Origin of the sequence: Aureimonas ureilytica, from assembly GCF_001475935.1 — a bacterium.
Taxonomy (GTDB): domain Bacteria; phylum Pseudomonadota; class Alphaproteobacteria; order Rhizobiales; family Rhizobiaceae; genus Aureimonas; species Aureimonas ureilytica_A.
Map to the genome: position 1 here is coordinate 1 of NZ_LDQA01000056.1, position 25,390 is coordinate 25,390.

Sequence of the window (25,390 nt, forward strand, 5' to 3'; positions counted from 1 at the left end):
GCGCGGCCCTTGCCATCCCTTTCGAAAAGCCGTATTGGCGGTCTCGTCGTCACGACGATATGCGGTTGTAGCTCAGTTGGTTAGAGCGTCGGATTGTGGCTCCGAAGGTCGGTGGTTCGAACCCACTCAACCGTACCATCTCAAAATCTCCAAACGATCATCGCTGGCGACTGCGCATTGAGCTGAGGCCATTGCGCCGAGTATGCCTCATGTCCAAGCCCATGGGACGGCACGTGATGGCGCGGAGTGTTGATTTCAGCCGGTAGTGTCTTCTGTTTCAGCGCTTTTGGTGGCCGATCGGCGGAACAAGCGCGCCATGCGATCGCTCGCCATCTGTCTTCGGCGAGAGCGTCCCTGTGTCGCCTCGTGCGGGGTGGTCCGTGGATGGGGCCGGGATTTCGCCGCGTGAGTCCGGCTACAAAGCCGCGTTGCGGTTGACAAGCGACGGGCCCGCCGGGACATGTGCGGGCGGATCGGTTCCGATCCGTTGAGCGAGTGGCACGTAGCCTCCCGCGCTCGGCCACCAGCCTGCCCGGAGACGTCTTTGGAAACCGTCACGATCACGCTCGTGCTTCTTCTGGCCGTCGTCGCCAGCGGCATTTTCCTGCGCGTCCTGCCGTTTCCCGTGCCGCGTCCCCTGTTTCAGATCGTACTGGGGGCCGCCATCGGCCTGTTCGCGGACCTGCGCGTCAGCCTCGACCCTGAAATCTTCTTTCTTCTCTTCCTGCCCCCGCTTCTGTTTCTGGATGGCTGGCGCATTCCACGCGAGGAACTGTTCAAGGACCGGATCATCATCGTTGAACTGGCCTTGGGTCTCGTGGTCGTCACGGTCGCGGGCATGGGCCTGTTCATTCACTGGCTGGTGCCGGCCATGCCCTTGGCTGTGGCCTTCGCGCTGGCAGCCATCGTCTCGCCCACCGATCCGATCGCGGTGTCCGCCATCGCCAACCGCGTGCCGATCCCCAAGCGGATGCTGCATATCCTGGAGGGCGAGTCGCTGTTGAACGACGCGTCGGGCCTCGTCTGCTTCCGCTTTGCGGTCGCCGCCGCGCTGACGGGCACGTTCTCGTTGGGCGACGCGGTGCTGAATTTCGTCTGGGTGGCGCTGGGCGGGCTGGCGGTCGGGACCTTTGTCACGCTCGCCATCACGCGGGCCAAGGATTGGGTGTCCGAGCGCTTTGGCGAGGACACGGGCTCGCAGATCCTGATCAGCCTGCTGATCCCCTTTGCCTGCTATCTTCTGGCGGAGCATCTCGAATGTTCCGGCATTCTCGCCGCCGTCGCGGCGGGCGTCACGATGAGCTTCGCCGAAAGCCGGGGCCGCGTCATGGCCGTCACGCGCGTTCGCCGCAGCACGGTCTGGGACACGATCCAATATGCCGCCAACGGCATCATCTTCGTGCTTCTGGGCGAGCAATTGCCGGCCATCGTCTCGCGCGCGGCCGAGACGGTCGGCCAGCCCGGCCAACACGAGATCACCTGGCTGATTCTCTATGCGGTCGCCATCACGGCCGGGCTCGCCGCCCTGCGCTTCACCTGGGTCTGGCTGTCGCTGCAACTGACGCTTCTGCGGCGGCGCGACCGTACGACCTCGCCGAGCTGGCGCATCGTGGCGGCCATGTCCTGCGCGGGCGTTCGCGGCGCGGTGACGCTGGCCGGCGTCCTGACCTTGCCGCTGACGCTGAGCGACGGCTCGCCCTTTCCGGCACGCGATCTCGCCATCTCGCTGGCGATGGGCGTCATTATCGTGTCGCTTCTGGTCGCGACCTTCGGATTGCCGCTGCTCCTGCGCGGCCTCGAACTGCCCCCCGAGCCCTCGCAGCAGGCGGAAGAGGATGCCGCCCGCATCGCGGCGGCCGAGGCGGCGATTGCCGAGATCGGCCGACTCCTCAGCCAGACCGCCGATCAGGGCAAGGACGCCGATCTTTATGTCGCGGCCGCCTCGCAGCTCACCGATCTCTACCATCGGCGCATCGAGCGCCGTTCGGCGGAGGGCGACAGTGCCGAGACGGCGCAGCGCTCGGACCGGATCGAACGCGAGATGCGGTTGGCGGCCTTGAACGCCGAGCGGGCCGAAATCTTTCGCAAGGTGCGCCGCCGGCAGCTGGGCTCCGAAACGGCGCGCCGGCTGGTGCGCGAAATCGACCTGTTGGAAACGCGCTACGCCGGGTGAGGGCGCAGACGCGTCTCAAGCCACCGTCCCGGCCACAGCCTCCAGCGAGCGCCGGTCCACGATCTCCACCAGATGCGCGTCGGGCAGGCGAATGAGGCCCTGGTTGCGCAGCTTGGTGAAGGAGCGGGACACGGTTTCGATGGTGAGGCCGAGATAGTCCGCAATATCGGCACGCGTCATGGCGAGCGGCACGGGATTGTCGGCCAGCTTGTTTTCCGCCATCCGGCGCGACAGGGCGAGAAGAAAGGCCGCGAGCTTTTCCACCGGGGCCAGCCGGCCGAGAATGACCTGATTTTCCCGCGCCTGACGCAGCGCCGCTCGCGTGAAGCGGAACAGGCGGTCCTTCAGCCGGGGATAGGTTTCGATCAGGGCATCCATTTCCCGCACCGGGAAGGAGCAGAGCGCGGCCGGCACCACCGCTTCGACGCTGGCCGTATAAACCTCGTCGTCGGCCAGGCCGAGATAGTCGCCGGGCAGCAGGAAGCCTGTGATCTGGCGGCGACCGTCCGGCAGGGCGATCGACAGGCGCAACATGCCCTCCGTCAGGCTGTAGACGCGCTTGCGGGTTTCGCCTTCCACCACCAGCGTTTCATCCGCGCCCAGCCGGCGCGCGGTCATGATCCGCTCCAGCGCGCTGATCTCGTCATCCGCCAGGGCCGCGCAGACCGCCATGGTCCGCACACCGCACTCGGCGCATGCGCCGCAGGGCGGACGATGGGCGCGCTCGGGCAGGGGTGAGACGGCGGGGTGGAGGGCGACGGGCCGCGACACGGATCTTCTCCGGAAAGCCGATTGCGAAGGCTTCCATACTGGTGCGCCCGCCGCGACGAAGGGTCAACCCTCGCAGGGACGGGCGCAGCCATGCTCCTAAGTTATGGCATAAGGATCAATCGTCTTCGACGAAGACCTCCTTGCGCTTGGCGCGAATGGAGGGCAGCAGCGCGACGATGACGGCGGCAAGACCAAGGGCGAGCAGCGTGGCCGAGATCGGGCGCTCCAGGAACACCATGGCATTGCCGCGCGAGATGATCATGGCGCGGCGCAGATGCTCTTCGAGCAGCGGGCCGAGCACGAAGCCGAGCAGCAGAGGCGCGGGCTCGCATCCCAGGCGGATCAGCACGTAGCCCAGAAGGCCGAATACGCCGATCGCGTAGACGTCGAACGGGTTGTTGTTGATCGAGTAGCAGCCGATGGCCGCGAAGAGGACGATGGCGGGAAACAGCACGCGGTAGGGAATGGTCAGCATCTTCACCCAGAGCCCGATCAGCGGCAGGTTCAGGATGACGAGCAGCACATTGCCGATCCACATGGAGGCGATGATGCCCCAGAAGAGCGCGGGCTGGGTGTTGATGACGTTCGGGCCGGGCGTAATGCCCTGGAGGATGAACGCGCCGACGATCAGTGCCATGACCGGGTGAGCCGGGATGCCGAGCGTCAGAAGCGGGATGAACGAGGTCTGCGCGGCGGCGTTGTTGGCGCTCTCGGGGCCGGCGACGCCCTGGATCGCGCCATGGCCGAACTCGGACTTGTTCTTGGCGAGGTTCTTCTCCAGCGAATAGGAGGCGAAGGAGGAGAGGACGTGGCCACCGCCCGGCAGAACGCCGAGAATGGAGCCGAGCACCGTGCCGCGCACGACAGGGGCGGCGATGCGCTTGAAATCGTCCTTGGTGAGCCAGAGGCCCGAGACCTTCTTGACGCCGACCTCACGCGTCGTCTCGTTTTCGAGATTGCGGAAGATTTCCGCCACGCCGAACACGCCGACGGCGATCGAGACGAAGTTGATGCCCTGGTAGAGTTCGAGCTGGCCAAGCGTGAAGCGCGGCGTGCCGGTGTAGATGTCCTGGCCGACCGTGCCGAGCAGGAGGCCCAGAAAGATCATCGCCAGCGCCTTGATCACCGAGCCATGGGCGAGCGAAATCGAGACGAGAAGGCCGAGCACGATCAGCGCGAAATATTCCGGCGCGCCGAACTGGAGCGCGACGCGCGACAGAGGCGGGGCGGCGACGGCCAGAAGCAGGGTGGCGACCGAGCCGGCGAAGAAGGAGCCGAGCGCGGCGGTGGCGAGCGCCTTACCCGCATGGCCCTTGCGGGCCATCTGATAGCCGTCGATGGCCGTCACCGCCGAGGAGCTTTCGCCGGGCAGGTTGATCAGGATGGCGGTGGTGGAGCCGCCATATTGCGCGCCGTAATAGATGCCCGACAGCATAATGAGGGCGGTGACGGGCGAGAAGGTGAAGGTGATCGGCAGCAGCATGGCGATGGTCGCCGTCGGCCCGATGCCGGGCAGGACGCCGACAAGCGTGCCGAGCAACACGCCGATGAAGCACCAGAAGATATTGGTGACCGTGAAGGCCGTCTCGAAGCCGAGCGCGAGATTGGACAGGAGTTCCATGCGCTGCTCCGTCAGGAAAAGAGGGGGCCGAAGGTCGGCAGGGTGATGCCGAGCCCGATCTTGAAGACGAGCCAGCACAGCGCCGACATGCAGGCGGCGATGGCGAGCGAGGAGAGGATGGTGTTGCGCGCGGATGCCAGTGCGACGATCGCGGTGCCGACGAACACCACGGGCACGAGGCCGAGCAGGGCGCCGAACTCGCCGAAGATCACCAGCGCCAGAACCACGAGGGCGATGCCCTTCCAGGGTATGGGCGAGGGTTGAATCCGCTCATGCTTGCGCAGGCCGGTAAAGCCGATAATCACGCCGAGAAGGGCGAGAACGACCGCCAGAACCAGTGGAATGAAGCCCGGCCCCATGCGCAGCGCGCTGCCGAGCGGATAGTTCAGCGACTCCAGCCCGAAGGCGAGCGCCACGGTGACGAAGATGAGGGCGGCGAAAAAATCGCGGCGTGAGCGAATATCGGCGCTCGAAGACATCTGGCGCGGGGTTCCCTTCTCTCGATAGTCAAAGATCCCCGTCCGCGCCGGGCCGCTAGGCGGGCGCGCATCGGGCAGGGGCGGGCCCAGCCAGTTCGATCGAACGGCGGGGCCCTGCCGCTCGTCAGTTGGCGTAGACGCCGGCCGCCTCGATGATCGGCTTCCACTGTGCGATCTGCGAGGAAAGCTCCTTGCCCAGAGCCTCGGGGCTGGCCTCGTCGGCCGAAACCGGCGCGGTGCCGAGTTCTGCGAAGCGCGCCTTCACGGTCTCGTTGGTTAGGGCCTTCTTCAGGGATTCCTGAAGGCGGGCGACGATGGCCGGGTCCATGCCCGCCGGCCCGTAGATGCCGTGCCAGACGCCGATGTCGAGCTTTTCGAGGCCCGCTTCCTTGGTGGTCGGCAGGTCGGGCAGGGAAGCCAGACGCTCAGGCGAGGTCACGGCATAGGCCTTCACTTCGCCGGCCTTGATCTGGTTGGTGGTGTTGGTGGTCTGGTCGCAGATCAGATCGACCTGACCGCCCACGATATCGGTCATGGCCGGGGCCGCGCCCTGATAGGGCACCGTCACCATCTGCACGCCCAGCGTTTCCTGAAGCAACATGCCACAGAGATGCGAGGCGGAGCCGATGCCGGCATTGGCATAGGTCACGTTGGTGCCATCCTTCTTGAGATGGGCGACCAGCGCGGCCATATCCGCGGGCTCGAAATCCTTGCGCGCCACGATGGTCATGGGAACCGAGGTGACGAGGCCGACGGGGGAGAAGTCCTTGACGGGGTCGAAGCCGAGATTGCGATAGAGGGTCGGCGCGGTGGACATGCCGATATGGTGGAGAAGCAGCGTGTAGCCGTCCGGCTTGGCCTTGGCGACCTGACCCGCGCCGAGCGTGCCGCCCGCCCCGCCGACATTCTGCACCAGCACCTGCTGCCCGAGATCGCTCGACATGGACTGCGCGATCAGGCGCGTCACCGTATCGGTCGGGCCGCCGGCGGAGAAGGGAACCACGATGGTGATGGGCTGCGTGGGATAGGTGCTTTGTGCTGCGGCCGGCAGTGTCAATGCGGAGGCCAGCGCGAAGGACGCGATCAAGCCCTTGAGTGAGAACGACATGGTTCCTCCCAGAAATGTCGGTTCCGCCTTTCGGCATGACGATATGAGGGACCGAAGGGAGAAGGCTTGTCCAGTCGAGGAAGAGGCAGGTCGGATACGAAGTATGGCTGACAGGTGATGAGGCGACGACGACCGGAGCGTGCCTTCTCCCATGTTTCGAGCGATTTTGATCGATTGAAGCGCGAAAGGGGATTGGCATTTGCTCCTTCATCTCCATAGGCGACGTCACGCTCGTTCACGGCGATTTGATGGGTGGAAGGTCGGGCTTGCCACCGTCGCGTCATGCTTGAACGCAGCCTCGACGCTTGAAGGACGTTTCGGCCGCGAATCAAAAAGGAGACTGCGCCGAAATTTCGAGCGGAAAGCGGGGCGCGAAGGGAGGGCGGCGAGGGTCTCGGGACCTCAAAGGATGGCTCGCCGGGTCGTGTCTGTGTCGCGCAGTGCTGGAGGACGCCTATGCCTTCGGCGCGGACTGCGCATCGCTTCGCGTGGACGGGCGAAAACTCCATTTAAACTTCAGCGGAGAGGCGTTTGGCAACTGCTTGATAGCGCGGATACGGAGCGCTCGACAGACGTAGCTCGTCCTAGCCCTGATCGGAAAAAGCAAAACCCTGCGGCTCGGCAGAGCGCAGGGTTCGCAAAGGAATGGGATCTTGGGAATCGACCATCCCGCCGTCACTATCCCAGGCCGCCAGTACATCCGTGGTCGGCGTTGGGATGAGTGTTGCTGTTGTAACTGGTGGAGCTTGCGTGAAGCTGAACCAGCAGGTCTGGCTTAGAGAGCCTTGAGGCTGTCGGCTGCCATCTTGCCCGTGCGGCGATCGGCCACGAGCTCGAAGCTGACCTTCTGACCGTCCTGCAGGGTCTGCAGGCCGGCGCGCTGCACAGCGCTGATATGAACGAAGGCGTCCTGGCCGCCGTTGTCCGGGGCGATGAAACCAAAGCCCTTTTCGGTGTTAAACCACTTAACGGTTCCCGTAGCCATGGGATACCTTTCTGAATAGTCGTGTGCCCTGAAGGCGCAAAAATTGCGCCCAACTGCATCGAAGTCTGCGAAGAAATGGATTGATCATGCGCTGGGCCGCAGCGCGTCGACAAACTTTCCGGCCATCATTCGATGGGTAATACTATGAGCAGGCCCCATCTCTTTTTCAAGGCGGGCATCCGCATTATTTTGCCGCCCGGCCATCAGCTTCAGGCAAGGATTCGTGACCGATCAAAAGCGGCTGTCCCGCAAGGGGTGGACGCCTTTTCGCCAAAACCTGGGCTGATGTGGCAAGGGGAACACAGCAGGAACAATGTCCGAATTCGGCCATCGTTCCTAACCAATCCTCAACCGAATCGAACCAATTTCGGACGGGCCAGCAAGGATTGGATGACCATGCTTCTCGACCGTTTCATGACCTTTGTCGTCGATATGACCGCTCTCGCCCTGACAGCGGCCGGAATCTTCGCTGCCGCCTGTCTGGCCTTCCCGCCCCTGCCGCAGTTCGTGCTGCGCATGGTGGGCTGAACGCTTCCGCGAATGCGCCGTGCTCTCGGCTTTCGAGCCTATGGCCCCGGCGCTACGACGGATGCGCTTCCACTTCGGCTTCGCCGTCCTCCCCGAGCAGCGTCTTGCGAAGGCGCTGTTCGTCTTGCGGGCTGATATCGAGCGGCTTGGCGCCGTCGTCCGGGAGGCCTGTACCGCTTTGGGCGATGCCATCATGAAGCGGGCGGGAATTCATCCCGTTCGAGATCGCGTCGCGTTCCGTTGAAGAGCTCATGGGAACCTGCCGTGTTAAAGTGTCGGTTCCTTTTCAACGCGCCAAGGCTGGAAAAGTCTCATGCCGGTTTGGCGGATCGCGCGGCCTTCCAGCGAGGATAGAGCAAGCCGATCACCAAGCCGCTCATGACGAGCAGAGCCGCCACGATCTTCCAGACTGGCAGCGGCTCGCCCAGCCAGAAGGCCGAGGCTCCCATTCCGAAGAGTGGCACGAGCAGCGCCAGCGGCGTCACCAGCGCGGCCGGGTGGCGCGACAGGAGCCAGCCCCAGGCGGCGTAACCAAACATCGTGTTGCCGATCGTCTGCCAGAGCACGGCCGCCCAGGTCGCGGCATCCGCCGAGACCAATCCTTGGCGGATGGCCGGCCAGCCTTCCAGGGCAAAGGACAGGATAAAAAGCGGGGGCGCCGAGAACAGGCTGGCCCAGACGACATAGGGAAGCATGTCCGTCGTCTTGCTGGCACGCGACACGATGTTGCCGCCCGCCCAGGCGAGGGCCGCCAGAAGCACGAGCACGAGACCGAGAGGCGTCGCCGATCCGTCCGTATGCGTCAGGATGACGCCGAGGCCGGCGATGCCGAAGAGAAGCGCCACCCATTGATAGGACTGCACCCGCTCGCCCGACAGGCGCATGGACAGGCCGATGGTGAAGAAGACCTGCGCCTGGACCACGAGCGAGGCGAGGCCGGGCGAGATCGATCCGCGCAGCGCCATGAAAAGCAGCCCGAACTGGCCCGCGCCGATCAGGACGCCATAGGCGGCGAGATGGCTCCAGGGCACGTTCGGCCGCTTGAGAAAGAACACGCCGGGAAGCGCCGCAAAGAGAAAGCGCAGGGCCGCGAAGAGAAGCGGGGGTAGATGTTCGAGACCCATATGGATCACGACGAAATTCGTGCCCCAGACGGCGACCACGGCCAGACCCAGCAGAAAATGCCGGAAGGGGAGGAGGGACGTGTCCATGGCCAGCCTTTCGCGATCGGGAAAGCGCCGGGAGAACAAGGCTCCGCCGAAAGCGCTCTCACGTCCTGTCTTGCGCAGTCTCCATGCGGAGGGCGGATGCCGTTCTCGCCGGGAATGCTCGGGTGCAAGGCTGAGAACGATCGGCCTTGCCGGACGCTGGGCAGCGCCCGTCGGCGTCTCGCTTGGGGAGAGCGCAAGGCATCGAGCTTGGGGCGGGAGAAGAACGGGAAACTGCCTGGAGGCAGGATCACCTTTTGTCGCCTCGCGCCGCCCTGTCGGGCCTCGGTCTCGCTCCTGCGAAACACCGCGAGGCAAGCTCTTAGGCTTTTCACATGCGCTTGAACAGCGCCGTCAGCCGAGCGGCAAGCGGGAAGGGCGGCGTGCGCCCTTCCGCGTCATGAAGGGTTAGGCTGCCGGGCGGCGGCGCACATAGCCGGCCGAAACGGTGCGGCTGAGTTCCATTTCCAGTTCGCGCTGGCGCATGACGAGATTGCGCAGGGCCTGAAGCGTGTCGCCATCGACCTCGGCCAAGGCCAGTTCGATGGTGCGGTCGAGTTCGTCCGGGTTCTGTAGGGCGGGATGCGCCATGGCTCGATCTCCGATTCTGATCGGGTCCAGCATCGCATGGAGCTCTCTTGTGAAATCTTGCGTCTCGCTGGATTTCCCCTGCAAAATCAGCACGAAGCGCGTTTTAAATGTCTGGAAAACTCCGGTTTCGGCCTTGCCTTGCGAGGGCGGCGCACCAGGCTTTCTGGGGAATCACTTAACGCGTCGGCGCGTGGAAGTCGGGCGGCTTGCGCGCGATCCAGCTGAGGAACCGCTCCAGCTTGGGATGGGCTGCCAGCGCCACGCCATCGGCCTCGAAGCGCGCCAGTTCGGCGTTGGTGAAGCTCGCATGAATGGTGCGATGGCAGATCGGGTGAACCGGCACCGTGTCGCGCCCGCCCCGGCTTTTGGGCTTGGGGTGGTGCCACTCGACCTTTCGGCCGAGCGGGCGGCGGCAGAGCCAGCATTCGGATGGAAGAGCGCTCATCGCCAAGAGATGAGTCCTCGCCGCCCCGCCTCGCAAGAGCCTGCGGCCAAAGGGATCAGTCGTCGCCCTCGGCTGAGGGAGGATAGGCATGGCGCGCACCGGAGGGATCTTCCACCTGCCAGCCGTCGCCGTCCCCTTCCAGATAGGACGGTCCCACCGGAACCTTGCCGTAGCCGCCGGGAATGTCGAGCACATAGGTCGGCTGGCACAGGCCCGAGACGCGCCCGCGTAACGCGCGCATCAGCGCTTGGCCCTCATGAAGGCTGGTGCGCAGATGGCCGGTGCCCGGCGCGAAATCGCCCTGATGAAGATAATAGGGCTTGATCCGGTTCTCCACGAAGCGGCGCATCAATTGCCCCAAAGTGTCCGCATCGTCGTTGACCCCGCGCAGGAGCACGCTCTGGCTCACCATCGGAAGGCCCGCATCCACCAGCCGCGCGATGGCAGCCTCGGCCTCGGGCGTGAACTCAAGTGGGTGGTTGGCATGAAGCGCGACGAAGACCGCGCCGGGAAAGCGCTTCAGCGCGGCCACCAACTCGGCTGAAACGCGGGACGGCTCCACCACGGGCACGCGCGTGTGAAAACGCAGAACCTTGATGTGCGGGATCGCGCCGAGCCGGTCGCTCAAATGGGCCAGCCGGCGCGGCGACAGGGCGAAGGGATCGCCGCCCGTCACCACGACTTCCCAGATCTCGGGATGGGCCGCGATATAGGCGAAGGCCGCGTCCAGCTCCGCGTCGGACAGGGTGCCGAGCCCTTCCGGGCCAACCATCTCGCGCCGGAAGCAGAAGCGGCAATAAACGGGGCAGACATGTAGCGGCTTCAGAAGCACGCGGTCGGGATAGCGATGGACGATGCCGGTGAGGGGCGAATGCGCGTCGTCACCGATCGGATCGGCCTCGTCTTCCGGCGCGTGGATCAGTTCCCTGATATCAGGCACGAATTGCAGGCCGATCGGATCGTCCGGCGCCTCGATCAAGGCCGCCATCTCGGCCGTGATCGACACGGCATAGCGGGAGGCGACCGCCGACAGGGCCTCCAGCCGCTCCTCCGGGGCAAGGCCCGCCTCCACCAGCGCCGCCGCGCTGCGAACCGGCCGGCTCACGGCGCGAACTCCGCAACCGGCGTCCAGATCACATCGTCCACCCGGCTCGCTCCGAGCGCCAGCATGACGAGACGATCGAAGCCGAGCGCGATGCCGCTCGCCTCCGGCATGACGGCGAGGGCTTCGAGGAAATCTTCGTCCAGCGGATAGCGCTCGCCATAGACACGCTCCTTCTCGTCCATCTCGGCCAGAAGCCGGCGGCGCTGCTCGGCCGCATCCGTCAGCTCGCCGAAAGCGTTGGCAAGCTCGACGCCGCAGGCATAAAGTTCGAAACGCTCCGACACGCGCGGGTCGCGCGCCGAGCGGCGGGCGAGCGCGGCTTCGGCGGCCGGGTATTCGTCCAGGATCGTCGCGCGGCCATTGCCGATCATCGGCTCGACGCGCTCCACCAGCGCGCGGCTGAAGAGGTCGGCCCATGTATCGTCGGGCGTGGCGCGCAGCCCCGCGCCGCGCATGGCCTCGGCCAGCGCATCCCGGTCCGTGCCGCCAGCCTCGTCCACGCTGTCCAGAATGTCGAAGCCGACGAAGCGGCGGAAGGCCTCCGACACGCTCACCCGCTCAGGCTCGGCGAACGGGTCCGCCTCGCGCCCCCGGAAGCGGAAGCGCCCGATATCGGCCACCTCTGCGGCAAGGCGTAGGAGCGCCGCACTGTCCTCCATCAACCGGTCATAGGTCTCGCCGGCGCGATACCATTCCAGCATGGTGAATTCGGGCGAATGCAGCGCGCCCCGCTCGCGGTTGCGATAGACCGGGGCGAAGGTGAAGAGTCTCTGCTCGCCGGCGGCCAGCAGTTTCTTGCAGGCAAATTCCGGTGATGTGTGGAGATAGAGCAGCTGGCGCTCGCCGTCGATGCGCAGCATTTCGGTGGCGAAGGCGGCAAGATGCGCCTCGTTTCCGGGCGAGACCTGAAGCGCCGCCGTCTCGACCTCCACGAAGTCCTGCGCCTCGAAAGCCGCGCGGAAGGCGGCCTTGATCCGGCCCCGAGCCAGAAGGCGCGGGCGGCGGTCGGCATGGACGTGAGGGGTCCACCAGGGGGATCGGTCGGTCATATCGGCTGAAACTCGGAAAGTCCGTGGCGGCTGGCGGATGGGCCGAAGATGGGTTAGGCCGCTCCCCAGCCATATCCAAGGCCATTCATAAGGAACAAGACCCGTGAAGGTGATCGCCAGCTCGCTCCGCAAGGGGAACGTCGTCGAACGCGAAGACGGCAAGCTCTATGTCATTCTCTTTGCCGAGAACATTCATCCTGGCAAGGGCACGCCCGTCACCCAGCTCGACATGCGCCGCATTTCGGACGGCACCAAAGTGTCGGAGCGCTACCGCACGACCGAACAGGTGGAGCGCGCCTTCGTGGAAGAGCGCGACCACACGTTCCTCTACACGGACGGCGAAGGCTTCCACTTCATGAACCCGGAAAGCTTCGAGCAGCTGGCCGTGCCTGAATCGGTGATCGGCGATGCCGCGCCCTATCTTCAGGAAGGCATGACGGTTCAACTCTCGGTCTATGACAACAGCGCCATCGCGATCGAGCTGCCGCAGCGCGCGATCTACGAAGTGGTCGAGACCGAGCCCACCACCAAGGGCCAGACGGCCTCCTCGTCCTACAAGCCGGCTGTCCTGTCGAACGGCGTGCGCACGCTCGTTCCCCCGCATATCGCGACCGGTACCCGCATCGTCGTCATGACGGCGGACGGCTCCTATGTCGAGCGCGCCAAGGACTGATATCGAAGGTGGCGGGTCGCAATCGCCTGGCGCCCTGCTTTCCCCTCGCTTCGAGCGCCGCCTGGTGAGGCGGCGTTAACCCTCCTGCGCGACAGTCGTCCCAGTGCCGAAGACGGGTCTTCGGCGGGCGTCGTCGCGCGAGGGAATTCGTGGATATGTCTTCGTTCGCAGCTTGGGGCAGGGGATCGCGGCCCGCCAGGCCCAAGGGGCTGAGCGCGCGATGAGCGATCTCGCCCTAGCCTCGCCTTCGCAAACGGCGTCCGCCGAAGCGGTCTATGCCCTGCGCACGGTGCTGGCGACACTGATCCTCACGGTCGGCTTCGTCAGCCTCACGCCCTATGCCTCGATCTATACGGGCGATGCGGGCGGCAATATCCTGAACCAGCTCGGCTACGGGCTGCTCGCTCTGATCGTCATGGTCGGCCATCTCGTCTTCACCGAGCGGCGCGTGGCGCGCGCGCTCCTGCGCCCGAGTTGGGTGCTTCTTCTGGGATGGTTAGCACTCTCCTCCCTCCAGACGGCGGACCCGGCCGACACGTTTCGCGGCGTCGTGTTTGCCGGCATCTCCATGCTCGCCGTCACCGGGGCGCTCTGCCTGCCGCCGGACGGGCGCTCCCTGCGTATCGCGCTCGGGTTCGCGGTCATGACGGCGCTGGTCATGTCCTATGCCGGCGTCTTCATCTGGCCGAGCCTCGGCCGGCATGTCGGCGATGTCCATGCCGGGCTCTGGCGTGGCATCTACAGCCACAAGAACGTCGCGGGCGCGGCCATGGCGGTGTTCTTCTTCGCGGGCGTCTATCTCTTCCGCATGAAGAGCCACATGATCGGACTCCTGATCATGCTTCTGTCGGCCGTCTTCATCCTGCGAACGGGGTCGAAGACCTCGCTCGGCCTCACCATTATCGTCTTCGTCGTGGTCATGTCCGCCCATGTTTCGAAGGTGCGGGCCGCGCCGGTGATCGTGGCGCTGCTGGCGCTTCTGGGCGCGGCTTATTTCACCATCGGCACCGTCCTGTTTTCCTTTTCCCGCGAGATCGTACAGGCCATCGCGCCCGGCACGAGCTTCACCGGGCGTCTCGAGCTTTGGCGCATGGCGCTCGGCGCGATGGAAGGGCATGGCTGGACGGGCTATGGGCACGGCGCCTTCTGGACGCTCGCCAATCTGATCCATCAGGAGATCCCGATGGAATTCTCCTGGGACCCGCGCGGCGCCGTGAACGCGCATGAGGGCTATCTCGACATTGCCCTGTCGGTCGGCTGGCCGGGGCTGATCCTGGCGCTCTGGGTGCTCGTCGGCGCGCCGCTGAAATCCTATCTCCATGTGGCGCCAGGGCGCGAAAGCACACGACTGGCCGATTTCTTCCTGATGTCGCTTCTGTTTCTGCTGCTGAACGCCATGCTCGAAAGCTTCTTCTTCGAACGCGCCAACTCGCTCTGGGTCATGACCTTCTTCGTCGTGGCCGGGCTCAATCTCCTCGGCCGCTTCCGCACGGACTGAGCCGCGCGACCTCAAGCAAAAGGCGCCGAGCCCGTGCGGGCCCGACGCCTTTCTTGTTTTTGCCGTCGCAGATCGTTCAGCGATGCCCGCCGGAGGCCTCGCCGCCCTTGCGCCCGGCCTCGGCCGCGCGTTCGGGGTCGTTCTTGAAATTGCCGCCCGAGGCTTCACCGCCCTTGTGGCCGGCTTCTGCCGCGCGCTCCGGGTCGTTCTTGAAATTGCCGCCCGAAACTTGACCGCCCTTGTGCCCGGCCTCGGCCGCGCGTTCGGGATCGTTCTTGAAATTGCCGCCGGAGTTCTGTCCTCCCTTGTGGCCGGCTTCGGACGCCTTCTCACGGTCGTTGGCGAAATTTCCTGGATTCTGATTCTGCGTTGCCATGATGGCACTCCCTGTTCGTGTGGCTGAAAAACGGGAATACTCGTCGCGCGTTCCGAATGAACTGTTTTCGTATGACGTATTGAGCCGGGTATATTGTCTTCTTAAGTTGCTTCGACGGCTATATAGAATTCTGCAAGTTTTAATCTTTCAAAGCCCTGTGTCGCATCTTCCGTAAGGTCATTGGCGCGCGACAGACTTACGGGCGAAATTTCATCGTGAAGTTTTCATAACGCTTGGCGTGCCGCGCAAGCCACGGTTTCCGCTGATGTCTTTCCCAAGAGGTGTTTTTCGCAAGCGCTGCTCGAGAGAAAACTGCGCGCAATTTTCAGGATGGGATTGAGCCTCTGATAAGAACGGCCGCCCCAATTGTCCGCCGAAAGCCCTCCAGAAGGCCGTTCGGGCGAACGGACATACTCGCATGAAACTGACCATCCGTACCAAACTCGCAGCCACGTTCGGTGCCGTCCTGCTTCTGACCGGCGGGGTCGGCTTTTCCAGCCTCCTCGCGCTGGAGGCCGGTCGCCAAACCATGGACGAGTTCACGCATCGGCCCTTCCAGATGGTGCAGGCGACCATCGGACTTTCGGGTGATCTGGAGCGCATCCATCGCATCGTGCGCGCGGCCTATTCCACCGTGAAGCCGGCCGATCTCAGCGCCGATTATGCCCAGGCCTGGCGGGCGCTGGACGAGCACATGACGCGCTACGAGGCCGCGCGCTCGCAAGGGGCAACAGGGCAGGGAACCGACCTTGCCGAACTCGTACGCGCCCTGCGGCCGGTCTCCGACCAGGCCTTCGCCCATGCCTCGAAAGCCGATCTCTGGGCCGTGGCCGGCGCGCGCAGCGCACTCGCTCCCATCGAAAAGGATTTGACGGGCAAGTTGCGCATGGTGCGCAGCCAACTGGCTGGCAAGGGCGATACGGGTTTCGCCGCGCGCCAGACGCTTTCGGATATCGAGACCAATATGATCGAGGCCCGCCTGTCGCTGGTGGACCTTCTCGCCACTGCCGATCCCATAGCGCGGCAGGCCGCGTTCGAGCGGTTCGAGGCGCTGAAGAAACTGGTGAGTCGCAAATTCGGCGATCTCAATGCCATGGCGCCGATCGGAACGGAGCGCATGATCGGCCAGCTTCTGGACACCTGGAACCGCGCCTATGACGAGATGGTCCCGCTGGTGCAGGAGGGGATGAAGGCGCGTGCGACCGAGGCGACGCACTATCTCGAAACCGTGCAGCGGCCTGCCGCCGAGCGGGTGCAGGCCCGGCTGGACGAGTTGACCGGTGAGGCGCAGGAGGCCGCGCGGGGCTTTGCCGCACAGGCCGAACAAAGCTACGAACACACGCGCAACACGCTTCTGGCGCTGATCGGCGCGGCCCTCCTTTTGGGCGTCGGCATGATGCTGTGGCTCACCCATTCGATCGCGGTTCGCCTGCGCCGCACGCTGCGCTGCGTATCCGCCATCGGCGGGGGAGATTTGACGCAGCGGCTGGAGGCCGCCGGCTCGGACGAGATCGCCGATCTGCAACGTGCCATGGCGGAGATGACGGAGAACCTGTCGCGAATCGTCTCGAACGTGCGCGCCTCGTCGGATCTGGTGGCCGCTGGGTCGGTGCGCTCGGCGCGAACATCCGGCACGCTCTCAGCGGGCTCCAGCGAGCAGGCCTCGGCGAGCGAACAGGCGTCCAGCGCCATCGAGGAGATGAGCGCCAACATCCGCCAGACGGCGGAGAATGCGGCGCACACCGAAACCATCGCCCGTCTCGTGCGCGAGCACGCGGCGTCGACCCAAGAGGCCGTATTGCAATCCGTCGAAGCCATGAAGACGATCGCGCAGTCGGTCGGCGCGATCGGCGAGATCGCGCGCCAGACCGATCTTCTGGCGCTCAACGCCGCGATCGAGGCCGCGCGCGCCGGCTCGTCCGGCAGGGGCTTCGCCGTGGTGGCGGCCGAGGTTCGTAAGCTTGCGGAGCGCTCGCAGATGGCGGCCCGGCAGGCCGCCAGCGTGTCCGCCGATACGCTCGGCATCGCCGAAGGGGCCGGGGCGCGGCTGGCCCGGTTGATGCCCGAGATCAGCCGAACCAGCGAGCTTGTGTCGGAAATCTCGGCGGCCTGCCGTGAGCAGGCGATCGGCACGCAGCAGATCGCCGAGGCGATCCAGCTACTGGATCAGGTGACCCAGGCCAATGCCGCCGCCGCCGGCGACATGTCCCACACCGCCGCCAACCTGTCGGACGAGGCGGGCCAGTTGGCCCACACGATGGAATTCTTCCGCATCGGCTGCGAGAGCGAACAGGCGGAGCCGGCGTCACCCGACGACTCGCCCGCCCCACTCGAAGGGACCGGCGAGAAGGACGCTTTCGACCCTCGGCTGCGCCACGCGGCCTGACAGGCCCGCAGGAGAGGTTGACGGCGCGGCACCCGCTCATCCGTTCGGCGCGTGTTCGGTGTTCCGCTCGCAGCGAGCCCAAGCGTCTGCGCTTGGGCACCCGGCCTTCAGCCGACCCAGCCGCGCAATTCGCGCCGCACCATATGCTCGATCACGTCCATTCCCGGCCCCGAATCGTTGAGGCAGGGGATATGGGCAAAATGCGTGCCGCCGTTTTCGTGGAAGATTTCGCCGGCTTCCCCCGCGATTTCTTCCAGCGTTTCCAGGCAGTCCGACACGAAGCCGGGGTTGAGCACGGCGATCTTCTTGATCCCCTGTTTGGCCAGCGCCTCCACGGTCTTGTCGGTGTAGGGCTGGAGCCATTCTTCCGGCCCGAAGCGCGACTGGAAGGTCGTCATCAGCCGCCCCTTGGCCCAGCCGAGGCGCTCCTCCAGAAGCCGCGAGGTCTTCTGGCAATGGCAGTGATAGGGATCGCCCTTGCGGAAATAGCTCTGCGGAATGCCGTGATAGGAGGTGATGACGCGCTCGGGCTCGAAGTCGAGTGTGGCGAGATGCGTCTCGATCGAGCGCGCCAGGGCGTCGATGTAGATCGGCTCGTCGTGATAGGCGGGCACCGTGCGCGAAGCCGGCATCCAGCGCTTCGACATGAGGTGCTCGAAGAACTTGTCGTTCACCGTCGCCGTGGTCGAAGCCGAATATTGCGGGTAGAGCGGGAAGCAGAGAATGCGCTCGCAGCCCTGTGCCATCAGCGCGTCCACCCGCTCGGCGATGGAGGGATTGCCGTAGCGCATCGCCCAGTCCACCACGATGGTAGCCTCGCCCGACAGGCGCTCGGCGAGCTTCTCCCCTTGCGCGCGCGTGAAGGTGCGCAGCGGGCTTTCGTTGCGCTCCTTGTTCCAGATCTGCTCATAGGCATGGCCGGATTTCTTCGGCCGCGTGTTGAGGACGATGCCGTAGAGGATCGGATACCAGGCGGCGCGCGGCCATTCGATCACGCGCTTGTCCGACAGGAACTCCTTGAGATAACGCCGCATCGGCTTGAAATCGGTGCCATCGGGCGTGCCCAGATTGACGAGAAGCACGCCGACCTTCTTCGCCTTGACCGGAGGATGGCCGACAGGAAGCGGGCCGATGGCAGTGCTGGCGAGCGTGGGGGCGTGAGCGTTCATGACAGGTCCGGGACGTGAGCGATGCGAGGGCCGACGAAAGCAAAGCGGCGGCGCCCTCTCGCGAGGGCGCCGCCGGGCATATGGGAGCCGGATCGGCAGCTGGCAATGGAGGCGGTCAGGCGCGCCGGGTCAGTTCGAAGCGCGCGCCTGCCGAATTGACGCAAGCCATGCGATCGGCAGCCATGAGGTTGCAGTTCACCGACTCGCGCGTGTTGCGCGTGGTGGAGGTGAAGATGATGCTCACCTGCGTCGGGTTGGTCTTGGTGTAGGACCCATCGGCCAGAACCCGCGCGCCATCGGCGGTCTTGGACGTGAAGCGGCCGGCCGAGAAGTTGGAGACATAGGCGACCGGGCCGCCGACCGAATTCCACTGACCCTCGATCGTCGCCGGCTTGGGCGCGACGGCGATCTGTCTCTGTGGTTCGAGCTGGCAGCCCGAAAGCGCGGTGGCGGCGCCAAGAAGGCTGGCAAGGGCGAGGGCGGGGCGCATGGTGGAAAGCTCCGTCGAGAAGAATGTCAGAGAAAAGAAGGCGGCATTTGCTCACCCAACGTCAAGTGACCGAGGCGTCGTTGCGCCGCGCCGAAATGACGGAGTGAATGGAAGCGATGGTTTCGATGGAGCGGATGCGCCCGTCGCTGGTGAAGCCGAACCAGTACATGGTCGTTCCCGTGACAAGAGAGCCGCTGTCGTCCTGCCGCGTCCAGTCGCAGCGGCTGGCGGCTTCGTCGTCTTCAACCACCGTCCCACGCGCCTTGTAGGAAATGTAGCTGGCGCGGCGCAGCAGTTCGTTCAGGAAGGACTTGGCCTCATCTTCCCCGGTCAGCTTGTATTCGCCCTCCATCCGGTCGAACCAGGGAGCGTCGATCACGCCGGCATTGTTTTTGTTGGAGAAGATGGCGCCGGGCGCAAAATGTTGGGCAACGGACCCTGCGGCGCCGGACATGACGGCGTCCATGATGTCCTTGACGACCATACGCTTGCGCTGGGCATCGTCCGAAGTCTCGCCCACTTACCAACTCCCAAGCGCTATCAAGCAGTTAACAGGCTCTAGGTTAGCGCACGCGAAACGTTTGACCAGCAACCAACGAAAAAGCCGCGGGATTTCCGCGGCTTTTTCACTGTTTTTTTCGTTTGCCGGGATCAGCGAACGAGAATGTTGCGGAACTGCCAGGGATCCTTCTCGTCCAGGTCCTCCGGGAAGAGGCCGGGGCGATCGGTCAGCGGCGTCCAGTCGGTGTAGTAACCCTTCACCGGGCCGAGATACGGGCGCTGCACTTCGAGGCAGCGGCGATAGTCCATCTCGTCGGCTTCCACGATGCCGGCTTCCGGATTCTCCAGCGCCCAGACCATGCCCGCGAGCACGGCCGAGGTCACCTGAAGGCCCGTCGCATTCTGGTAGGGAGCGATGCGGCGCGTCTCTTCCAGCGAAAGCTGCGAGCCGTACCAGTAGGCATTCTTCTCGTGGCCGTAGAGCAGGACGCCCAGTTCGTCGATGCCTTCCACCAGCTCGTTCTCGTCCAGAACGTGGTGCTCCGGCTGGATCTTGCCGGCAGCGCCGAACAGTTCGTGCAGCGAGAGCACGGCGTCGTTGGCCGGATGGTACGCATAGTGGCAGGTCGGACGGAAGGTGACTTCGTCCTCCTTGTTGCGATGCGTGTAGTAGTCGGCGATCGAGATGGACTCGTTATGCGTCACCAGGAAGCCGTACTGCGCGCCGGGCGTCGGGCACCAGGTGCGAACGCGCGTGTTGGCGCCCGGCTGGTCCAGATAGATCGCGGCCTTGCAGCCCTTCTCGTGGTCCTTGGCGTTCTTCGGGCGCCACTTCTCGTGCGTGCCCCAACCGAGTTCGGCCGGCTGCATCCCTTCCGACAGGAAGCCCTCGACCGACCACGTGTTCCAGAACACGTTGCGGGGCTTGGGCTTGGCGGCGACCTGTGTGTCGCGCTCGGCGATGTGGATGCCCTTGACGCCGACCTTCTTCATCAGCTTGGCCCAGCCTTCGCGGTCGTTCGGACCGGGCTCGGAGAAGTCGAGATTGGTGTCGCGCGCGATGTCCACCAGCGCCTGCTTCACGAACCAGGAGACCATGCCGGGGTTGGCGCCGCAGGTGGAGACGGCCGTGGTGCCGCCGGGGTTCTTGCGCTTCTCCTTGCGCAGGGTCTCGCGCAGCGCGTAGTTCGTGCGGTCGGAATTGGAGAGCTTGTCGTCGAAATAGAAGCCGAGCCAGGGCTCGATCACCGTGTCGATATAGAGAACGCCGAGTTCGCGGCACAGGCGCATGAGATCGACCGAGCCGGTATCGACCGAAAGATTGACGCAGAAGCCCTGGCCGCCGCCTTCCGTCAGGAGCGGGGTGAGCAGGTCGCGGTAGTTCGACTTGGTGACGGCTTCCTGGCGGAAGCGGATGCCGCGCTCGTCGAGCAGGTGCCGATGCGTGTCGCGCGGGTCGATGACCGTGAAGCGCGACTTGTCATAGTTGAAGTGACGTTCGATGAGCGGAAGCGTGCCACGCCCGATGGAGCCGAAGCCGATCATCACGATCGGGCCAGTAATCTCGGCATGGATCGGGTGGTTCTCGTTCGTCATTCGACGGTCCTTTCGATCTGGACTGATTTCTAGTCGCCGGGCTAGAGCAGATTGCTGTCAAATAAAAGGGGCTGACGGCCGGCTGGCAGCGATGCAGGCCGGCAAGGGCTTCGTTTTCTGCGCAGCGGCCTCCTTTACCGCCCCTCCACCGTCTCCCGAAAGGACATCTGGATGGAACTGCCGCGCCCCTTGCGCGCCGCGATCGACGCCGAGCTGGACGGCGTGCCGGGTGAGGCGCTGCGCAAGGCCTCCGATATCCTGTCGGGTCGCTACCGCGCCGAGACGCGCGACGGGCGGCTGCATCTCTCCGACGATCTCTTCGCCAAGGCCTATGTCGCCGCCCGAATGCCCGCGACCTTCGCGGCGCTGTCGAGCGCGCTCGGCGAAGCCGCCGAAGCGCTGCCCGAGTTCTCGCCGCGCACGCTTCTCGATGTGGGCGCAGGGCCAGGAACCGCGCTTTGGGCCGCCACCGAGCGCTTCGACACGCTGGAGGGCGCGACGCTTCTGGAAGCCAGCAAGCCGATCCGCGCGATGGGCGAACGGCTAAGCAAAGGGGCCTTCGCCTTTCGGCCGGACTGGCGCGAGGGGCAGGTCGAGCGGGACATGGACGCCGCGCCCTCCGCCGATCTCGTGACGCTCTCCTATGTTCTGGACGAGTTGCCGCCCGCGCGCCTGCGCCCCCTCGTGGAAGCGCTCTGGGCGCGCACGCAAGGCCTGCTTCTGATCGTCGAGCCCGGCACGCCGGCCGGCTACGGGCGCATTCTGGACGCGCGCCGCGCTTTGATCGAAAGCGGCGCGACGATCGCCGCGCCGTGTCCGCATGAAGCGGCCTGCCCGCTGGAAGCGCCGGACTGGTGCCATTTCGCGCGCCGCGTGGCGCGCTCGCGCATTCACCTGCGCACCAAATCGGCCGAAGTGCCCTGGGAGGACGAGAAGTTCAGCTATGTCGCGGCGACGCGGCTCGCCCCCGCCATGCGCGCGGCCCGCATCCTGGCGCCGCCGGAAGCCGGCAGCGGCAAGGTGCATCTGAAGCTCTGCGAAGGCGACGGGCAGATGCGCCGCCGCCTCCTGACCAAGCGGGACGGCGAAGCCTTCCGCCGCGCCCGCCGGGCCGATTGGGGCGCGGCCATCGACCTCGCCTGAGCGCTCAGTTCGTGGCTCGGTCCATCGCCTCCAACTCGTCGATGAAGCCGGAGATCATCGACAGGCCACGCTGCCAGAAGGCGGGGTCCGAAGCGTCGAGGCCGAAGGGTTTCAACAATTCGGAATGATGCTTCGTGCCGCCCGCGCGCAGCATGGCGAAATATTTCTCCTGGAAGCCCTGATCGGCCTGTTCGTAGACCGAATAGAGCGAGTTCACGAGGCAGTCGCCGAAGGCATAGGCGTAGACATAGAAGGGCGAGTGGATGAAGTGCGGGACATAGGTCCAGAAGCTTTCATAGCCCGGTCCGAGCCGCACGGCGGGCCCGAGCGAGCGCGCCTGCACCTCGACCCAGATCTGGCCGATCCGCTCGGCCGTTAGCTCGCCCTTGCGCCGCTCGGTGTGGATTTCGCGTTCGAACAGATAGAAGGCGATCTGGCGGATCACCGTGTTGATCATGTCCTCCACCTTGGACGCGAGCAGCGTGCGCCGCTCGGCCTTGTCAGTGGCCTTTTCCAGAAGCGAGCGGAAGGTCAGCATCTCGCCGAAGACCGAGGCCGTCTCGGCGAGCGTCAGCGGCGTCGAGGCCATGAGCGCGCCTTGCGGCCCGGCCAGAACCTGATGCACGCCGTGGCCCAGCTCGTGCGCGAGGGTCATTACATCACGCGGCTTGCCGAGATAGTTCATCAGGACATAGGGATGCGCGGAGGGCACGGTCGGGTGCGAGAAGGCGCCCGGCGCCTTGCCCGGCCGCACGCCCGCGTCGATCCAGCGATGCTCGAAGAAGCGGCCGGCGATCTCGGCCATTTCCGGGTCGAAGCCGCGATAGGCCGAGAGCACGGTTTCGCGCGCTTCCGTCCAGGGGATGGTGCGGCGCGAGGCACCCGGAAGCGGCGCGTTGCGGTCGTAGAATTCCAGTGCGTCCAGCCCCAGCCACTTGGCCTTCAGGCTGTAATAACGATGCGAGATCGAGCCGTAGCTGTCGGACACGGCCTTTGCCAGCGCATCAACCACGTCGCGCTCGACGCGGTTGGCGAGGTGGCGGGAATCGGCGACATCCTCGAAGCCGCGCCAGCGGTCGGAGATTTCCTTGTCCTTGGCGAGTGTGTTGGTGATCAGCGCGAAAGTGCGCACGTTCTCGCCGAAGACCTTGGCCAGCGCTTCCGCGCCCTTGCGTCTGATATCGCGGTCGGCATCCTGCAGGAGGTTCAGCGTTTCTTCGAGCGCCAGCGTCTCTCCATCCACCTCGAAGCGCAGCGAGGTCATGGTCTCGTCGAACAGGCGGTTCCACGCACCATGGCCGGTGACGGATTTCTCGTGGAAGAGTTCCTCCACACGATCCTCCAGCTGGTAGGGCTTGTCCTGCCTGAGATCCACGATCCAGGGCCGGTAGCGACCGAGCGCCGGATTGGCATCCATGGCGCGGTCCATCGCCGCGTCGTCCACGCGGTTCAGTTCCAGCCCGAAGAACAGAAGCGCGGAGGAAATATCCGTCACCTCGCCCTGGATGTCGCCGTAGAACTTGGCGTTGGTAGGGTCGGACGTGTCGCCGGAATAGACGAGCCCGGCATAGGAGACGAGCCGGCCGAGAATTTCCTCGATCTCTTCGAACTCCACGATGGCGGCCGCCAACTCGCCGCCGCCGGGCTTCCGCGCCTCTTCGGCCAAGCGGCCGCGCCAGCGCTCGTTGAAGGCCTTGGCGCGCGAGCGCGAGCGCTCGATATCGGTCGCGATCTGCGGGCTGTCGATCGAGGCGTAGAGATCGGCCAGATTCCAGCGGGGCAGGGCGCCCAGATCCTCCTCTCCGGCCCGTGCGGAGGATGTGGGGGAAACGGACGAACGGATCATGGACACCTCGCAAATCGGGAAAGGAGCGGCCCGACGCGCCGCCCCGCTCGTGTGGCAGAAAACTCTTCATCCCTGCCGTGTCAAATAGGGGCGATGAGCGCGAAAAGCGAACCCATGACAAGCGAACCCATGGCCGGGCCGCCCTTCCACGTTCTGATCGTGGATGACGACGGCGTGCAATGCCGCCTGAGCGAGGCGCATGTGGCGCGGGCCGGCGGGCGGGCCGAGATCGCGGGGACGCTCGCCGCCGCGCGCGCCATGCTGGCGGCGGCACCTAGCCGCTTCGCAGCCCTCTTCCTCGATCTCGGCCTGCCCGACGGGAGCGGGCTGGAGCTTCTGCGCGAGTTGCGCGCGGGCGGCCATTCCGTGCCCGTCATCGTGCAGACGGGGGAGGGGCGGCTCGACCGCGCCGTGGAGGCCATGCGCGCCGGCGCGACGGACTTCCTCGTCAAACCCGTCTCGCCCACCCGTGTCCGCGCCGCCCTGGAGGCCGCCATCCGGTTGGGGGCCGACGAGGAGAGCAAAGGGATACGTCCGGGCCTGTCGGCCAGCCAGGACGAAGACGACCCCAGCCCCGCCATGCGCCCGGTTCTGAATGCGGCCACGCGCGTGGCCCGTTCCATGGTGCCGGTGCTGCTGCTCGGCGAAACGGGTACCGGCAAGGAATGGCTGGCACGGCGCATCGTGGCCTCCGGCGCGCGAGCTGCCCGGCCTTTCGTTCCCATCAATTGCGGGGCGCTGCCGCGCGATCTCACCGAGAGCATCCTATTCGGCTTCGAGCGTGGGGCCTTCACGGGAGCCGAGCGCCGCAGCCTCGGCAAGTTCGGCGAAGCCGATGGCGGCACGCTGTTTCTGGACGAGGTGGGCGAACTGGCCCCCGAGGCGCAGGTCAAGCTTCTGCGCGCGCTTCAGGAGGGCGAGATCGATCCGATCGGCGCGGCGCGGCCCGTGCGCGTGGACATCCGCATCATTGCCGCCACGCATCGCGACCTTCGGGCCGATGTCGAGGCCGGACGGTTTCGCGAAGACCTGTTCTATCGGCTTCATGTCGTGCCGATCGAGCTGCCGCCGCTGCGCGAGCGGCGCGAGGACATTCCGAGCCTCGCCCGCGCCTTTGCCGCGCGAAACGTGCCGGGCCGCGCGCTCCTGCCGGCTGCGCTGGCGCGCCTGCAAGCGCATCGTTGGCCCGGCAATATTCGTGAACTGGAAAACGCGATCCGGCGCGCCTGCGTCATGGCCGATGGTGAGGGCCTGCGCGCGGAGGATTTCCAGCTTGCCGACGCGTGGCAGCCGATACCGAGGACGCAAGTAATTGAGCCGAGACGCGAGCCTGCCGCCGCAGCGATGGGCGTGCCGCCAGCCTCGGCCGCGTTCCCCACCCTCGCGCAAGTCGAGCGTGAGCATATCCTGCGTGCGCTGCAAGAATGCGGCGGGCAGCCGACCAAGGCGGCCAAGCTTTTGGGGATCGGTCGTACGACCCTTTATCGTAAGCTCAAGGAATACGGGCTTTTCGCGCCTGATTCGGCCGCAGAGACGCCCAAGGTTTAATCCTTAGTCCGAATTTTCACTGGTCGTTAACCATTTTCGCGTGTAGTGCCAAAGAAATTGGAGCTGTGTCATTTTCGTGCCGCACTCTCCTGTGATTGGAT

The 25,390-nt window shown here is 65.3% G+C and carries 24 protein-coding genes and 1 tRNA gene; 8 read left to right on the forward strand and 17 right to left on the reverse strand.

The window, feature by feature from the left end; genetic code table 11:
- Nucleotides 1–61: 61 nt before the first annotated feature.
- Nucleotides 62–138, forward strand: a tRNA-His gene (locus NS365_RS18785).
- A gap of 406 nt (nt 139–544) precedes the next feature.
- Nucleotides 545–2,173: a Na+/H+ antiporter gene (locus tag NS365_RS18790; RefSeq protein WP_058601836.1), complete on the forward strand. Its 1,629-nt coding sequence runs from the start codon at nt 545–547 to the stop codon at nt 2,171–2,173.
- Nucleotides 2,174–2,188: 15 nt separating this feature from the next.
- On the opposite strand, the gene NS365_RS18795 is transcribed toward NS365_RS18790, so the two are convergent.
- The 5 genes from NS365_RS18795 to NS365_RS18815 all read right to left on the reverse strand — a co-directional run bounded on the left by NS365_RS18795 (nt 2,189) and on the right by NS365_RS18815 (nt 7,137).
- Nucleotides 2,189–2,845 carry a Crp/Fnr family transcriptional regulator gene (locus NS365_RS18795; RefSeq protein WP_082675529.1) on the reverse strand — a complete coding sequence of 219 codons (657 nt, stop codon included), beginning with the start codon at nt 2,843–2,845 and terminating at the stop codon, nt 2,189–2,191.
- A 214-nt stretch (nt 2,846–3,059) separates the two neighbouring features.
- A complete protein-coding gene (locus tag NS365_RS18800) occupies nt 3,060–4,565 on the reverse strand; it encodes a tripartite tricarboxylate transporter permease (protein WP_058601837.1) in 1,506 nt (501 codons plus the stop codon).
- An 11-nt stretch (nt 4,566–4,576) separates the two neighbouring features.
- A complete protein-coding gene (locus NS365_RS18805; protein ID WP_058601838.1) occupies nt 4,577–5,044 on the reverse strand; it encodes a tripartite tricarboxylate transporter TctB family protein in 468 nt (155 codons plus the stop codon).
- Between the two features lie 124 nt (nt 5,045–5,168).
- Nucleotides 5,169–6,152, reverse strand: coding sequence for a tripartite tricarboxylate transporter substrate-binding protein (locus NS365_RS18810; protein ID WP_058601839.1), 984 nt, complete (start codon nt 6,150–6,152; stop codon nt 5,169–5,171).
- Between the two features lie 775 nt (nt 6,153–6,927).
- On the reverse strand, nt 6,928–7,137 hold the full coding sequence (locus NS365_RS18815) for a cold-shock protein (RefSeq protein ID WP_058601840.1): 210 nt from the start codon (nt 7,135–7,137) through the stop codon (nt 6,928–6,930).
- Nucleotides 7,138–7,281: 144 nt separating this feature from the next.
- Here NS365_RS18815 and NS365_RS24210 point away from each other — a divergent pair, with 144 nt between their 5' ends.
- Complete coding sequence (locus tag NS365_RS24210; protein ID WP_153003851.1) at nt 7,282–7,665, forward strand: hypothetical protein; 384 nt, start codon at nt 7,282–7,284, stop codon at nt 7,663–7,665.
- 52 nt (nt 7,666–7,717) lie between these two features.
- Here NS365_RS24210 and NS365_RS18820 read toward each other — a convergent pair whose 3' ends face one another.
- The 6 genes from NS365_RS18820 to epmA all read right to left on the reverse strand — a co-directional run bounded on the left by NS365_RS18820 (nt 7,718) and on the right by epmA (nt 12,063).
- A complete protein-coding gene (locus tag NS365_RS18820; protein WP_058601841.1) occupies nt 7,718–7,918 on the reverse strand; it encodes a hypothetical protein in 201 nt (66 codons plus the stop codon).
- A gap of 58 nt (nt 7,919–7,976) precedes the next feature.
- A complete protein-coding gene (locus NS365_RS18825; RefSeq protein ID WP_058601842.1) occupies nt 7,977–8,876 on the reverse strand; it encodes an EamA family transporter in 900 nt (299 codons plus the stop codon).
- 405 nt (nt 8,877–9,281) lie between these two features.
- Nucleotides 9,282–9,464 (reverse strand): hypothetical protein, encoded by a 183-nt coding sequence (locus NS365_RS18830; protein WP_058601843.1) that lies wholly within the window; start codon nt 9,462–9,464, stop codon nt 9,282–9,284.
- A 175-nt stretch (nt 9,465–9,639) separates the two neighbouring features.
- On the reverse strand, nt 9,640–9,909 hold the full coding sequence (locus NS365_RS18835) for an HNH endonuclease (RefSeq protein ID WP_058601892.1): 270 nt from the start codon (nt 9,907–9,909) through the stop codon (nt 9,640–9,642).
- Nucleotides 9,910–9,964: 55 nt separating this feature from the next.
- Entirely contained in the window at nt 9,965–11,014 is a 1,050-nt protein-coding gene (locus NS365_RS18840) for a lysine-2,3-aminomutase-like protein (protein ID WP_058601844.1), read from the reverse strand.
- Nucleotides 11,011–12,063: an EF-P lysine aminoacylase EpmA gene (gene epmA, locus NS365_RS18845; protein ID WP_058601845.1), complete on the reverse strand. Its 1,053-nt coding sequence runs from the start codon at nt 12,061–12,063 to the stop codon at nt 11,011–11,013. The genes NS365_RS18840 and epmA overlap by 4 nt, the downstream gene beginning before the upstream one ends.
- A 103-nt stretch (nt 12,064–12,166) precedes the next feature.
- On the opposite strand from epmA, the gene efp reads away from it, so the two are divergent.
- The gene (efp, locus tag NS365_RS18850) at nt 12,167–12,736 is read left to right on the forward strand and encodes an elongation factor P (RefSeq protein WP_058601846.1); all 570 of its coding nucleotides are present in this window, start codon (nt 12,167–12,169) and stop codon (nt 12,734–12,736) included.
- A gap of 220 nt (nt 12,737–12,956) precedes the next feature.
- On the forward strand, nt 12,957–14,234 hold the full coding sequence (locus tag NS365_RS18855; RefSeq protein WP_153003852.1) for an O-antigen ligase family protein: 1,278 nt from the start codon (nt 12,957–12,959) through the stop codon (nt 14,232–14,234).
- A gap of 76 nt (nt 14,235–14,310) precedes the next feature.
- Here the strand turns inward: NS365_RS18855 and NS365_RS25060 are convergent, their stop codons facing one another.
- Nucleotides 14,311–14,610 carry a general stress protein gene (locus tag NS365_RS25060; protein ID WP_058601848.1) on the reverse strand — a complete coding sequence of 100 codons (300 nt, stop codon included), beginning with the start codon at nt 14,608–14,610 and terminating at the stop codon, nt 14,311–14,313.
- 418 nt (nt 14,611–15,028) lie between these two features.
- Between NS365_RS25060 and NS365_RS18865 the strand changes: the two genes are divergently transcribed.
- Entirely contained in the window at nt 15,029–16,996 is a 1,968-nt protein-coding gene (locus NS365_RS18865; protein ID WP_058601849.1) for a methyl-accepting chemotaxis protein, read from the forward strand.
- Nucleotides 16,997–17,103: 107 nt separating this feature from the next.
- On the opposite strand, the gene hemH is transcribed toward NS365_RS18865, so the two are convergent.
- The 4 genes from hemH to NS365_RS18885 all read right to left on the reverse strand — a co-directional run bounded on the left by hemH (nt 17,104) and on the right by NS365_RS18885 (nt 20,752).
- Complete coding sequence (hemH, locus tag NS365_RS18870; protein WP_058601850.1) at nt 17,104–18,165, reverse strand: ferrochelatase; 1,062 nt, start codon at nt 18,163–18,165, stop codon at nt 17,104–17,106.
- A gap of 115 nt (nt 18,166–18,280) precedes the next feature.
- Nucleotides 18,281–18,655 carry a hypothetical protein gene (locus NS365_RS18875; protein ID WP_058601851.1) on the reverse strand — a complete coding sequence of 125 codons (375 nt, stop codon included), beginning with the start codon at nt 18,653–18,655 and terminating at the stop codon, nt 18,281–18,283.
- A 61-nt stretch (nt 18,656–18,716) separates the two neighbouring features.
- Entirely contained in the window at nt 18,717–19,175 is a 459-nt protein-coding gene (locus NS365_RS18880) for a hypothetical protein (RefSeq protein ID WP_058601852.1), read from the reverse strand.
- Nucleotides 19,176–19,306: 131 nt separating this feature from the next.
- Nucleotides 19,307–20,752 (reverse strand): homospermidine synthase, encoded by a 1,446-nt coding sequence (locus NS365_RS18885; protein WP_058601853.1) that lies wholly within the window; start codon nt 20,750–20,752, stop codon nt 19,307–19,309.
- 171 nt (nt 20,753–20,923) lie between these two features.
- On the opposite strand from NS365_RS18885, the gene NS365_RS18890 reads away from it, so the two are divergent.
- Entirely contained in the window at nt 20,924–21,895 is a 972-nt protein-coding gene (locus NS365_RS18890) for a small ribosomal subunit Rsm22 family protein (protein WP_058601854.1), read from the forward strand.
- A 4-nt stretch (nt 21,896–21,899) separates the two neighbouring features.
- Here NS365_RS18890 and NS365_RS18895 read toward each other — a convergent pair whose 3' ends face one another.
- Nucleotides 21,900–23,741: a M3 family oligoendopeptidase gene (locus NS365_RS18895; protein ID WP_058601855.1), complete on the reverse strand. Its 1,842-nt coding sequence runs from the start codon at nt 23,739–23,741 to the stop codon at nt 21,900–21,902.
- A gap of 114 nt (nt 23,742–23,855) precedes the next feature.
- On the opposite strand from NS365_RS18895, the gene NS365_RS18900 reads away from it, so the two are divergent.
- The gene (locus NS365_RS18900) at nt 23,856–25,289 is read left to right on the forward strand and encodes a sigma-54-dependent transcriptional regulator (protein WP_244498500.1); all 1,434 of its coding nucleotides are present in this window, start codon (nt 23,856–23,858) and stop codon (nt 25,287–25,289) included.
- Nucleotides 25,290–25,390 lie beyond the last annotated feature (101 nt).